The organism is Salinivibrio sp. EAGSL (genome assembly GCF_013366455.1).
Lineage (GTDB): Bacteria > Pseudomonadota > Gammaproteobacteria > Enterobacterales > Vibrionaceae > Salinivibrio > Salinivibrio costicola.
This window is the reverse complement of sequence record NZ_JABWMG010000019.1, coordinates 26,723-39,490: the sequence shown is the minus strand read 5'-3', so window position 1 is coordinate 39,490 and position 12,768 is coordinate 26,723. Positions and strand designations below refer to the sequence as shown.

Annotated in this window: 12 protein-coding genes and 1 pseudogene; 6 read left to right on the top strand and 7 right to left on the bottom strand. The window is 50.8% G+C overall.

The annotated features are described in order from the left end of the window. Positions 1–127: 127 nt before the first annotated feature. Positions 128–1,468: a metalloprotease PmbA gene (gene pmbA / locus HLG76_RS12150; RefSeq protein WP_175993737.1), complete on the top strand. Its 1,341-nt coding sequence runs from the start codon at positions 128–130 to the stop codon at positions 1,466–1,468. Positions 1,469–1,630: 162 nt separating this feature from the next. Here pmbA and HLG76_RS12145 read toward each other — a convergent pair whose 3' ends face one another. From HLG76_RS12145 to folB, 3 genes are read right to left on the bottom strand one after another with little or no spacing between them, the layout of a single operon-like run. Next, positions 1,631–2,428: an undecaprenyl-diphosphate phosphatase gene (locus HLG76_RS12145; RefSeq protein ID WP_077679102.1), complete on the bottom strand. Its 798-nt coding sequence runs from the start codon at positions 2,426–2,428 to the stop codon at positions 1,631–1,633. After that, on the bottom strand, positions 2,425–2,931 hold the full coding sequence (folK, locus tag HLG76_RS12140) for a 2-amino-4-hydroxy-6-hydroxymethyldihydropteridine diphosphokinase (protein WP_175993736.1): 507 nt from the start codon (positions 2,929–2,931) through the stop codon (positions 2,425–2,427). Before folK ends, HLG76_RS12145 begins: the two co-directional genes overlap by 4 nt. Then, a complete protein-coding gene (gene folB, locus HLG76_RS12135; RefSeq protein WP_021022688.1) occupies positions 2,928–3,281 on the bottom strand; it encodes a dihydroneopterin aldolase in 354 nt (117 codons plus the stop codon). Before folB ends, folK begins: the two co-directional genes overlap by 4 nt. A gap of 170 nt (positions 3,282–3,451) precedes the next feature. Here folB and plsY point away from each other — a divergent pair, with 170 nt between their 5' ends. Next, positions 3,452–4,057 (top strand): glycerol-3-phosphate 1-O-acyltransferase PlsY, encoded by a 606-nt coding sequence (gene plsY, locus HLG76_RS12130; protein WP_175993735.1) that lies wholly within the window; start codon positions 3,452–3,454, stop codon positions 4,055–4,057. A gap of 174 nt (positions 4,058–4,231) precedes the next feature. On the opposite strand, the gene tsaD is transcribed toward plsY, so the two are convergent. Further along, positions 4,232–5,266, bottom strand: coding sequence for a tRNA (adenosine(37)-N6)-threonylcarbamoyltransferase complex transferase subunit TsaD (gene tsaD, locus HLG76_RS12125; RefSeq protein ID WP_021022686.1), 1,035 nt, complete (start codon positions 5,264–5,266; stop codon positions 4,232–4,234). A 253-nt stretch (positions 5,267–5,519) separates the two neighbouring features. Between tsaD and rpsU the strand changes: the two genes are divergently transcribed. The 4 genes and pseudogenes from rpsU to rpoD form a co-directional block, all read left to right on the top strand. Beyond that, complete coding sequence (gene rpsU, locus HLG76_RS12120) at positions 5,520–5,735, top strand: 30S ribosomal protein S21 (RefSeq protein ID WP_021022685.1); 216 nt, start codon at positions 5,520–5,522, stop codon at positions 5,733–5,735. A 24-nt stretch (positions 5,736–5,759) separates the two neighbouring features. Next, positions 5,760–6,203: a GatB/YqeY domain-containing protein gene (locus HLG76_RS12115; RefSeq protein ID WP_021022684.1), complete on the top strand. Its 444-nt coding sequence runs from the start codon at positions 5,760–5,762 to the stop codon at positions 6,201–6,203. A gap of 82 nt (positions 6,204–6,285) precedes the next feature. After that, a complete protein-coding gene (dnaG, locus tag HLG76_RS12110; RefSeq protein ID WP_021022683.1) occupies positions 6,286–8,037 on the top strand; it encodes a DNA primase in 1,752 nt (583 codons plus the stop codon). Between the two features lie 81 nt (positions 8,038–8,118). Beyond that, positions 8,119–9,975: pseudogene (gene rpoD / locus HLG76_RS12105) on the top strand (RNA polymerase sigma factor RpoD); the annotation flags it as partial. Positions 9,976–10,145: 170 nt separating this feature from the next. Here the strand turns inward: rpoD and mgtE are convergent. The 3 genes from mgtE to rapZ all read right to left on the bottom strand — a co-directional run bounded on the left by mgtE (position 10,146) and on the right by rapZ (position 12,764). Further along, entirely contained in the window at positions 10,146–11,513 is a 1,368-nt protein-coding gene (gene mgtE, locus HLG76_RS12100; RefSeq protein ID WP_077669450.1) for a magnesium transporter, read from the bottom strand. Positions 11,514–11,619: 106 nt separating this feature from the next. Continuing rightward, on the bottom strand, positions 11,620–11,916 hold the full coding sequence (locus tag HLG76_RS12095) for an HPr family phosphocarrier protein (protein ID WP_077459902.1): 297 nt from the start codon (positions 11,914–11,916) through the stop codon (positions 11,620–11,622). Continuing rightward, the gene (gene rapZ / locus HLG76_RS12090) at positions 11,913–12,764 is read right to left on the bottom strand and encodes an RNase adapter RapZ (RefSeq protein ID WP_175993734.1); all 852 of its coding nucleotides are present in this window, start codon (positions 12,762–12,764) and stop codon (positions 11,913–11,915) included. The genes HLG76_RS12095 and rapZ overlap by 4 nt, the downstream gene beginning before the upstream one ends. Between the last annotated feature and the right edge of the window lie 4 nt (positions 12,765–12,768).

Genomic DNA, 12,768 nt, shown 5'->3' with positions numbered 1-12,768 from the left:
TTCAACCTCAGTGAGAATGTGCAATGACACGTATGTTAACAAGAAACGCGCCCAAACGCGGGCTTTTTTATCATAGCCTCGCTGAGCTCACGATGTCGAACTCGAATGCGAATCAAAAAGGTCAACTATGAGTGTGAAACAACAGGTCGCTGAACAAGAGCAGCAGCTTCGCCAAGCGGTAAGTCGTGCGCTAGATATGGCGTCGGTGCGAAGTGATCAAGCCGAAGTCGCTATCACCAAAAGTACCGGCATCAGTGTAAGCTCGCGAATGGGCGAAGTCGAAAACGTTGAATTTAATCAAGATGGTGCGCTCGGCATCACCGTGTATCGCGATCAGCGTAAAGGCAGCGCCTCCACCACCGATTTATCTGAAAAAGCGATAGCTAAAACGGTCGAAGCCGCGTTAGAAATCGCGAGCTATACCTCGCCCGATCCCTTTGGTGGTCCGGCGCCGAAAGACTTGATGGCGTTCGACTACCCGGATTTGGACTTGTTTTATCCGGATGAGCCCGAACCGGATACCGCCGCTGCATTGGCGATTGAAGCTGAGCAAGCAGCCCTGAATCATGACAGCCGGATCAAGTTCAGTGATGGTGCCAGCTATGACAGTCACTATGGGATCCGAGTATATGGCAATAGCCACGGTATGCTCGGGAGCTATCCGTCAAGTCAACAGGCGCTAAGCTGCTCGGTGATTGCGCAAAGCGAGGGCGGCATGGAGCGTGACATGAGCTACACAGTGGCGCGTGACAAAGCCGATTTATGGACCCCTGCATTTGTCGGGGTTGAAGCGGCCAAGCATGCGGTTGCCCGTTTGAACCCGCGCAGTGTCTCGACATGCCAAGTGCCCGTGATGTTCGATCGTAGTGTCGCAACGGGGTTGTTTGGTCATTTGGTCATGGCGATTAGCGGATCGGCACTGTACCGCAAATCCTCGTTCTTATTAGACAAAAAGGACGAGCAGATATTTCCGCATTGGCTCACTATTAATGAATTGCCCCATGTGCGTAAAGGGGCCGCCAGTGCGCCATTTGATAGCGAAGGGGTGATCACACAAGACAGACGCATTATTGAGCAAGGGATCTTGAAAACCTACCTAGCGACCAGTTATGCCGCCCGTAAGCTAGATATGGCACCCACAGGTCATGCCGGCGGGATTCATAACTGGTACGTGAGCCACACGGGCCAAGATACGGATACCATGCTTAAAACATTAGGAACCGGATTGCTGGTTACCGAACTGATGGGGCAAGGTGTTAACCCAGTCACCGGCGATTACTCACGCGGTGCCGCTGGTTTTTGGGTGGAAAAGGGCGAAATACAGTACCCAGTCAGTGGGATCACCATTGCTGGTAACTTGAATGACATGTTTGCCAATATCGTCGCCATCGGCACTGACATTGAAACCCGTAGTCAGATTCAAACCGGGTCGATCATTATTGATTCAATGAAGGTGGCTGGCGAGTAAGGTGTTTTTGCCACTCGACCACGACCCTCTGCAATCAGGACGTAGCGCTGCAATTAGGACGAGGTAAAAAAGCCGAGGCAAAAAATAAACCAAGCACGAGCGCTCTCGTGCTTGGTTTTTTTTACTCAGCAGTGCCGCCTATTTTACTCAGCGGTGCCTGTTTTATCCGGCGATAAAAGCGATTAAGACCGCGCCGAGTACCAGACGATAGATAACAAAAGGAAGCATTCCCACGCGCGTGACCAATTTCAAAAACGCGTGGATACAGGCATATGCACTGACAAACGAAACCAACACGCCCACACCGATTGGCTCTAACGCAACCGGCTCAGGACTCGTTGCCAGTTGCAAACCAAGGTAGGAACCCGCCAGAGTGATGATCGGAATCGACATCAAAAACGAGAATCGTGCTGCGGCTTCGCGTGTGTAGCCCAGCATTAAGGCGGCGGTGATGGTCGCGCCAGAGCGAGATGTCCCTGGGATTAATGCCAGCGCTTGTGCGATACCAATCAACCATGCCCGCGACTGGGTGGTTTGGTATTCGTCATTGGCAAGCCGCGCGTGACGATCGGCCCACCACAATAGGGCGCCAAATACCAAGGTAGTGGCTGCGATCACCCATACCGAGCGTAAGTACAATTCTATCAAGTCTTTTAGGAACAGCCCGGCAAGACAAGCTGGGATAGTCGCTAAGACGATCATCCAAGCTAATTGACTATCGCGGCTGTGTTTTCCTGCTAAGGATGCGAAAAACGCGCCGAGTAAATTCCGGACTTCACGGCGAAAATAGCCGATGACTGCCGCCAACGTGCCCACATGCACGGCCACATCAAACGCTAACCCTTGATCGGCCCAACCAAATAACTGGGAAGGAAGGATCAGGTGCGCGGAGCTGGAAATGGGAAGAAACTCAGTCAGTCCCTGAATCAAGGCTAAAAAGAAGGCTTCGAATAGGCTCATGATGATGATTGATCCTTCAAATAGGCCGGCGTATCAATAGGCCATAGTGGTTGGTGCTGGTCAAATGCCTGCCAAAGTTGAGCGAAGGTACGACCATCTCCCGGCACCGCTTGTGTTGGACACAGTTCGGCGAGCGGCCAAAGGGTAAAAGCAAATTTATAGATATCGTTGCGGGGTAAGGTAGGGCCACTGGGTTGACAGTGATCACCAAAGGTGAGTAAGTCGATATCCAAGGTACGATCGCGATACTTAATGTCATCACGCTGACGGCCATGCTGCCGTTCGATATCGCGGATGGCCTGCCAAAAGGTCTCTAATGGCTGGGTGGTATGAAGTTCGGCAATGAGATTATAAAAGTTAGGGCCTTCAAACCCGACCGGCTCGGCTTCAAAAATGCGAGAAAACCGACACTGTGGATCGAGTTGACGCAGAGCGTGAACGGCCGCTTCAATATGAAAATCGCGCTCAATGTTCGAGCCGATACTGACTAATGCTTGTGTCACCGTGTGCCTCGCTCTATAACAACGCCTACAGACTGTGCGGGCGCCACAGCGCCGGGTTTGGCGACGCGGATTTTCACCCAAGGCACGCCAAATTGAGATTGGATCAGGCTCGCAACCTCTTCGGCGACGCGCTCGATGAGTGCGCAGCGGCTGGCTTGAACGTGGGCAATAACGGCGTCACTGACGCTAGCATAATCAAGCGCAAGGGTGACGTCATCCTGTTGGGCCGCAGGGCGATTGTCGTGCGCCATTTCAATATCGAACACCAACTTTTGCTGGATGGTTTGTTCCCAATCGTAAACACCGATAGTGGTGTACACGTCGAGTTGTTCTATGAATACGGAATCCATGTTTTTTCACACTCCGTGACAGGTCGGATACCACTGTGGTAAGAAAGTTCGTATCATTGGATGTGTCCATTGACAGATGGATACGTGATACGTTCCGATCCATGATAGGTTTATCGATGAACGTGGGCGCACTATAGCAACGAATGCGGCACAAACTCTAGGGATTTCACATGACTGCACTGGCCATTGCCATCATCATCACTGCCTACTTACTCGGCTCTGTTTCTAGTGCCGTCCTGGTTTGTCGTGCCTTTGGCTTACCCGATCCCAGAGATCAGGGGTCTAAAAATCCAGGCGCGACCAATGTTTATCGGCTCGGTGGACGGTTTGCGGCGGCACTGGTGCTGTTATGCGACATGCTCAAAGGCACGATCCCGGTGTGGCTTAGTTACTTAATCGGGATCAATCCTTTTTTATTGGGGCTAATCGCGATTGCTGCATGCCTTGGTCATATTTATCCGGTGTTTTTTCATTTTCGAGGCGGGAAAGGGGTTGCTACCGCGCTCGGCGCAATGGCACCGATCGGGTTAAGTCTCACTGGATTGCTGGTCGCCACCTGGGGGCTAGTCTTGGTCTTAACCGGCTATTCGTCATTAAGCGCGATCGTCACCGCGATTGTCGCCCCGCTGTTTACCTGGTGGATTAAGCCGCAATTTACCATGCCCGTAGCCATGCTTTCTTGCCTGATTTTATTTCGCCATTACGACAATATCCGACGGTTATTGGATGGAGAAGAAAAGCCTGTTTTACTTCGTTGGTGGCGGCGAGAGCGATAGAGCGCGATACACCGAGCGCGATGCACCGAGCGCGATGCACCGAGCGAGATACCACCGTGCCTAAATCAAAAAAGACAGCCGATGGCTGCCTTTTGGGGATGATTGCACTATTTTCGCGATGGTGCGACTTATTAGGGTGCGACGTATTGATACGCCACGGGTTATCGCGTCATGTCATGAGTCTGTCTGTTCACTATCAACAGCCGCGAGTGTGTCTAGTGGCCAACGAGGCTGAGCTTTAACTCCGAGTCCCATATGCTCACCGTTTTTAAGTCGTTGCATGCCCGCGTAGGCGATCATCGCGCCATTATCGGTGCAAAATTCAGGGCGAGGATAGAATACATCGCCGCCACGTTTTTTGGTCAGCACATCGAGCTTTTCACGTAGATAACGATTAGCACTGACTCCACCAGCAACCACCAAACGATTCAGGCCACATTGGTCTAAGGCGCGTTTACACTTAATCGCCAGCGTATCGACGACTGCATCTTGGAATGCATAGGCAATGTCTGCTCGTGTTTGATCATCGGTGTCGTTGGCGGCAATGGTGTTGGCCGCGAAGGTCTTGAGGCCGGAAAAGCTGAAATCTAACCCTGGGCGGTCAGTCATCGGGCGCGGAAAGGTAAAGCGGCCATGGGTGCCTTTTTCGGCGAGTTTAGACAGTAATGGGCCACCCGGGTAATCGAGATTCATCAGTTTCGCGGTTTTATCAAACGCCTCACCGGCAGCATCATCAATCGATTCACCTAAAATACGGTATTGGCCAATGCCTTTCACCTCTACCAATAAGGTGTGGCCGCCTGACACCAGCAAGGCGACAAAAGGAAAAGCGGGCGGATTGTCTTCAAGCATGGGCGCGAGTAAATGACCTTCCATATGGTGAACACCCACGGCGGGCACTTGCCATGCATACGCAAGACTGCGGCCAATGGTGGATCCAACCAGTAACGCACCGACTAAACCTGGGCCGGCAGTATAGGCGATGCCATCGAGTTGGTCGGGCGTAAGGTTCGCTTGCGCCATGGCCGCTTTAATTAAGGGCAAGGTCTTTTTGACATGATCGCGTGAGGCCAGCTCGGGAACAACGCCGCCATAATCGGCATGCAGTTTTACCTGACTGTAAAGTTGGTGTGACAAAAGCCCTGCCTGATCGTCGTAGATCGCAACGCCGGTTTCGTCACAAGATGTCTCTATGCCTAAAATGCGCATCATAACCTCAGGTTAACAGCCGATAGATTGTGTATTTAAGATCATTGCCCACATGATATAATGTGATGATCGAAGCGGAGAAGAGAGGGTCAGAATAGACTGACCGTGCGCGCAATCTTACATGGCTTAGAAGTAATTCGCTAGATGCGCTTTACATTCACCCCTTCTTCGGATTAGAATTTCGCACCATTTTTAATCAAGGCTGGCCAATTGTTCGCCAGCAGTAACTGACAACCCCCGAGGTGAAAGGCACATGCCAGTAGTTAAAGTACGTGAAAACGAACCATTTGACGTAGCACTGCGTCGCTTTAAGCGCTCTTGTGAAAAAGCAGGTATTCTTTCTGAAGTTCGCCGTCGTGAGAACTATGAAAAGCCAACTACCGTTCGCAAACGCGCTAAAGCCGCTGCTCAAAAGCGTCACCTGAAAAAGTTGGCACGCGAAAACCAACGCCGCGTACGTATGTACTAATAACGATAGATTCAGGAAAATGCTATGGAATTGCTTGAACGTCTAAAAGACGCGCAAAAAACGGCGATGAAACAAAAAGACAAAGCGCGCCTCGGTACGCTTCGTCTGGTAATGGCAGCAATCAAGCAGCAAGAAGTGGATACACGTCAGTCGCTAAGCGATGATGAAATCCTGGCTGTGTTGACCAAAAATGTAAAGCAGCGCCGTGATTCCGTAGCCCAGTACCAAGCAGCCGGTCGTGACGACCTTGCCGATGTAGAGCTTGCTGAGATCGCGGTGATAGAAGAATTTCTACCCCAGCCTCTGAGCGATGACGACGTCGACGCATTGGTGAAAGCAGCCGTTGAAACAACGGGTGCTTCGTCAATGCAAGACATGGGCAACGTCATGGGGGTATTAAAACCCCAAGTGCAGGGCCGTGCTGATATGGGGAAAGTAAGCCAGCGTGTTAAAGCGCACCTAGGCTAGATATTCCTCACTTTATAACAAGCCGTGCTTTCCATTATGGACGGCGCGGCTTGTTTGCTTCTCTCCTTATAAATTTCAGGTTATGGCAGGCAGAATCCCGCGCGCATTCATTGATGACTTGCTTTCACGTCTCGACATCGTTGAGATCATAGATGCACGGGTCAAGCTCAAGAAAAAAGGCAAAAACTATAGTGCCTGTTGCCCGTTCCATAACGAGAAAACCCCCTCATTCAGTGTGAGCCAGGATAAGCAGTTTTATCACTGCTTCGGATGTGGTGTGCACGGTAATGCGATTGACTTTATGATGGAATTCGAACGGCTCGAATTTCCGGAAGCGATCGAAGAGCTAGCCAGTGGTCTGGGTTTAGAGGTACCTCGCGAGCAATCGTCGGGTGGTTCCGCACGGCCCAGCATGCCAAGTGATGATAAGCGCCAAATCTACGAGATGATGGAAGCCATTGCGCGTACCTACAGCGGTGAATTACGCACCGATGCTGGGCAAGTGGCCATCGATTATCTCAAACAGCGCGGATTATCCGGAGAAGTGGTAAAACAGTTTGGTGTCGGGTTCGTTCCTGACCAATGGGATACGATTAAGCGACGTTTTGGGCGCAGCCAAGCCGATCAGCAGCAACTGTTAACGGCAGGGATGCTGATTGAAAATGACAATGGCCATACTTATGACCGTTTTCGTGGCCGCATTATGTTCCCGATTCGCGATCGACGTGGTCGTGTGATTGGTTTTGGTGGCCGGGTATTGGGAGATGGCACGCCTAAATACCTTAACTCACCTGAAACCCCGATCTTTCATAAAGGTCGTGAGTTGTATGGTTTGTATGAGGTGATGCAGTCTTACCGCCACCCCGAACGTATTTTGGTGGTTGAAGGCTACATGGATGTGGTGGCGTTGGCGCAATTTGGCGTTGACTATGCGGTTGCCTCATTGGGGACCTCTACCACAGGTGAACATATTCAAACCCTGTTCCGGCAAACCAGTACTATACTGTGTTGCTACGATGGTGATCGTGCCGGTCGTGATGCGGCATGGCGTGCGATGGAGCAAGCCCTGCCTTATATTCATGATGGTCGGCAGCTGAAGTTTATGTTTTTGCCCGATGGCGATGATCCTGACTCCATGATCCGCCAAGAAGGGAAAGAAGGTTTTGAGCAGCGCTTAAGCGAGGCGCAAAGCTTATCGACCTTTATGTTTAATACCTTGCTCAAGCAGGTGGATACCAGTAGCCGAGAGGGCAAAGCCAAGCTAGCTAACTTAGCCGTGCCACTGATTGAGAAAGTGCCGGGTGATACGTTGCGTCTTTATTTACGTAATACGTTAGGGCAAAAGCTCGGTATTATGGATGATCACCAGTTGGATACGCTAATCAGCCGGCAAGGACAACCTGTTAAGGTCCATGGTCAGCCTGACATTAAGCGTACACCCATGCGTGAGGTGATTGCCTTATTGGTGCAGTACCCCATGCTTGGTCAAGAAGTGCCGCCGTTACCCTCGGCAGACACCATTGATTTACCCGGGTTAGCGTTGTTAAACCCGATCCTTGAGATCTGTCGACAGCGCCCCCATATCACTACCGGCCAGTTGCTAGAGCACTGGCGGGGAACCAAACAAGAAGCCTTGTTAGCCCGTTTGGCTGGCTGGGACCTACATGTTGACGATGAAAATGCGTCAGAACTTTTTTGCGATTCACTGGATAGAATACTCGCCCAGTGTGTCGAACAACAAATAGCCAAGTTGCAAGCGAAGTCAAATACCGTCGGCTTATCAGTCGAAGAGAAGCGGGAACTGATGCTTCTTATACAGAGCCAGTCCGTTTAGAAAGTAGCCAGCAAAGGTGACATTTGTTAAAATTGGCGGTTTGCGTTTCCGCATACTAAATTCTTCACTCAGACCCGAAGTTGGATATCGTCTATGGATCAAAATCCGCAGTCACAGCTAAAGTTGCTTGTCGCAAAAGGCAAGGAGCAAGGCTATCTGACCTATGCCGAAGTTAATGACCACCTCCCGGAAGACATTGTCGATTCCGACCAAATAGAAGACATCATTCAGATGATTAATGACATGGGCATTCAAGTGGTGGAAGCCGCGCCAGATGCCGATGAGTTAATGATGTCAGAAACCGTGGCCGACGAAGATGCAGCAGAAGCCGCGGCGGCAGCTCTATCGAGTGTGGAGAGCGAGATTGGTCGCACCACGGATCCCGTTCGCATGTACATGCGTGAAATGGGGACAGTCGAGCTGTTGACCCGTGAGGGCGAGATCGATATTGCCAAGCGTATCGAAGATGGCATCAATCAGGTGCAGTGTTCGGTGGCGGAATATCCGGCCTCGATTGCTTCACTGCTTGATCAATTCGACAAAGTTGAAGCCGAAGAGCTTCGCTTAACCGACATCATTTCGGGATTTATCGATCCCGAACAGGACAATGTCGCCCCGACCGCGACCCATATCGGCTCCGAACTCAGTGAAAAAGAGCTGGATGACGAAGATGAAGACGACGACAAAGACGATAGCGACGAAGACGATGAGAGTGAGGAAGATGTCGGTATCGATCCTGAGCTCGCACGTGAAAAGTTCAGCGAATTGCGTCGTACTTATTCGGCAATGGAAACCGCGATTCAGAAGTACGGGCGTTATGACGACCGCACTAAATCATCGATCGAAGAATTGTCTGAGACATTTAAACAGTTCCGTCTGATCCCCAAACAGTTTGATCGTTTGGTAAAAGACATGCGTCAGACCATGGACAAGGTTCGCACCCAAGAGCGTTTGGTGATGCGTCTTTGTGTCGATCAGGCGAAAATGCCGAAGAAAACCTTTGTGCAACTGTTTGGCGGTAACGAGTCGTCAGATGCATGGATTGACCAAGCACTTAATTCAGGCAAGCCTTACGCAGAGCGTGTCGCACGTTACGAAGAAGATCTACGCCGTTGTGTGCAGAAGCTAAAAATTATCGAAGACGAAACTGGCCTGTCGGTCGAGCGTATCAAAGATATTAGCCGTCGCATGTCCATTGGTGAAGCGAAAGCACGCCGTGCCAAGAAAGAAATGGTTGAGGCGAACTTGCGTTTGGTGATTTCGATTGCGAAAAAATACACCAACCGTGGCTTACAATTCTTGGATCTGATTCAAGAAGGTAACATTGGCTTGATGAAAGCGGTGGATAAGTTCGAATACCGCCGTGGTTATAAATTCTCAACCTATGCTACTTGGTGGATTCGTCAGGCGATCACACGCTCGATTGCAGACCAAGCACGGACCATTCGTATTCCGGTGCATATGATTGAGACCATCAACAAGCTCAACCGTATTTCGCGCCAAATGCTGCAGGAAATGGGCCGCGAGCCGTTACCGGAAGAATTGGCAGAGCGGATGCTGATGCCAGAAGATAAAATCCGCAAAGTGCTGAAAATTGCCAAAGAGCCGATCTCGATGGAAACACCGATTGGTGATGATGAAGATTCACACTTAGGTGATTTTATCGAAGACACCACGTTGGAACTGCCTATGGATTCGGCGACGTCGAACAACCTTAAGATGGCAACCAATGATGTCTTAGCCGGTCTTACGCCACGCGAAGCGAAAGTACTGCGTATGCGCTTTGGTATTGAAATGAATACTGACCATACGCTGGAAGAAGTGGGTAAACAGTTTGATGTGACTCGTGAGCGTATTCGTCAGATTGAGGCGAAAGCGCTACGTAAACTTCGTCATCCAAGCCGCTCAGAAACACTGCGCAGCTTCTTGGACGAATAAAGTGATACCTGTTTAGCGGACAGCGGTTAAGCGTAACAGCTGTTTAGCACAGCAGCGGTTTAGTGTAATAACAAAAAGGCGAGCCAGTGGCTCGCCTTTTTTTGGGTTTATTGTCGTGATTTTTCTCGTGGACCAACCCCACACATCGTGGCCGATTAACCTTATCTGCGTTAAGTAATAAACAGCGTCGCCAAGCCTAAAAAGGCAAGCAAGCCGACCACATCGGTGATGGTGGTGAGCGCCATGCCGCCCGCTAACGCCGGATCGATATTGTATTTTTTCAGCAATGTCGGTATTGCGACCCCAGCAATGCCCGCGATAAATAGGTTGACCAGCATTGCACCGGAAATAATTAACCCTAACTCAATACTGCCTTTCCAAACCACCACAATGCCACCAATAATAGCGGACCAAATCAGCCCGTTCATCAACCCCACGGTGGCTTCTTTGGCCAGTAACCAGCGGGTGTTGGAATCACCGATATGGCCGACGGCAAGCCCTCGGATCACCAGTGCGACCGTTTGGTTACCCGCTACACCACCCATAGAAGGGACGATGGTCATTAAAACGGCGATTGCCGCCATTTTATCCAGGGTGCCTTCAAACATATTAGAGACGGACGCCGCGGTTAGGGCGGCGAGCACATTGATCCCAAGCCAAATGCTACGACGACGTGCACTTTTAAAAGCCGGTGCAAAGGTGTCTTCCTCGTCATCCAAGCCTGCCATACTCATCATCGAATGCTCGGCATCTTCACGAATAATATCGACGACATCATCAATGGTAATCCGACCGACGAGGTGATTACGCTCGTCGACAACAGGGGCGGAAACCCAGTTACGACGCTCAAACAAATGGGCGACATCGCCATCATCCATGGTGACGCTGATCGCTTCATCAGGATCCTCCATGATGTCAGCAATGGCGACATCCGGCTGATTCACCAAGAGGGCACTGATAGGCAAATTACCGATTAATCGGCCATTGGGATCAATCACGTACAAGGTATCGGTGGTATCGGGTAACTCACCGCGCATGCGCAAATAGCGTAAGACCACGTCCACGGTGACATCATCACGAATAGTGACGACGTCGGTGTTCATGATCCCGCCTGCAGACTCCTCAGGATAGGAAAGGGCTTGTTGCACCCGCGTCCTATCTTGGGAATCCATTTGCGCTAGCACATCTTGAGAAACGTCCTGAGGCAAGCTACGCAGCAAGTAGGCGACATCATCGGTCTCCATGCCCTCGGTGGCTGCCGCAAGCTGATCGGGCGCCATCCGCACCATGATACCGTCTTTAACGTCCTCCGAGAGCTCATCAAGGATTTCCCCCTGATCCTCTGGATCGGTTAATTGCCACAGAACAAGACGCCCTTTTGGCGGCGATGCTTCTAGCAGGTGGGCGGTATCTTCCGGCTCCATGTCCTCAAGCATGCGACGTACGCGTACGAACATCCCTTGCTCAAGGAGTTGAGTGACTTCTTGGAGACGTTGGTGGGTTTGGTTACTTTGTTCTTGTTCTGTTGACTCTGCCATCGGTCACTCCCCCAAATGCAATGACTAAAATTCTAACCCAATCAGGGGTGTCTGTCTCATGACAAATCGGTTGAAGGCGGGAATTGTGGGCAATGAACGCACAGGCTTACGTCGTGGCGTGAGAGGTGACCGTGTCTTCGTCAAATCCCGCATCAAATAACGCTTTGACTGCATCTAGGGCTAACGCTGACTGGGGGCCATCGGCCGACACTGTGATCGTTTCGCCTTGTGCTGATTCGAGCATCAGCATCGCCATCACACTGTCTGCATTAGCGGACTTAGTGTCGGTTTGTAGGGTGACTTGCGCATCATAGTCTTGCACTAACTCAACTAGCTTTATCGCGGCGCGGGCATGGAGGCCAAGGCGATTACGGACACAGACCTGTGCTGACAAGGCGGTCATCCTTGTTGCTCCAACGTGCGATGACGGATTTGCACCTGTTCGCCTAACTCATAAAAATAATCAGATAAATACTGGGCAACATAGACAGAGCGATGTTTACCACCGGTACAGCCGATTGCTACGGTCACATAACTGCGGTTGTTATTTTTAAGCGCCGGGAGCCAAGACTCTAAAAAGCCCTTAATTTGCGCGATCACCATTGCGACATCTGGCTGAGCGGCAAGAAACATGCGGACGGGTTTTTCTAAGCCAGTATGGGGGCGCAACGTGGGCTCCCAATGCGGGTTGGGTAAAAAGCGAACATCAAACACATAATCGGCATCGGCGGGCAAGCCATGCTTGAAGCCGAACGATTCAAACACCATGACAAGATCGCTGCTGGTGCGGCCAAGCACCAAGGCACGCACAGATTCACTCAAATCGTGGATAGAGAGCCCGGATGTGTTGATAACGCGATCGGCATGAGCTTTTATCGGTGCCATCTGTTGCTTTTCAGCTTGGATCGCTTGCTCAAGTGACAAATTATGTCGCGATAACGGATGCAAACGCCGTGTTTCACTGAATCGTTTGATCAGATCCTTGTCATCCGCATCCAAATAATAAAGTGTCACATCGCAGACTTGTCGTAATGCCTCTAAGGTATCCGCGATCGGCTCTTTCGCATTCGGAAGGTTACGGATATCTAAACTCACCGCGATTTTGGCGTCGGCGTCATCTTGTGACACGACAAAGTCACGCAGTAAGTTAACGGGTAAATTGTCGACGCAATAGTAGCCAAGATCCTCGAGTACCCTTAGCGCCACTGACTTGCCTGAGCCAGAGCGGCCACTGACAATTTTTAGCATCATAATG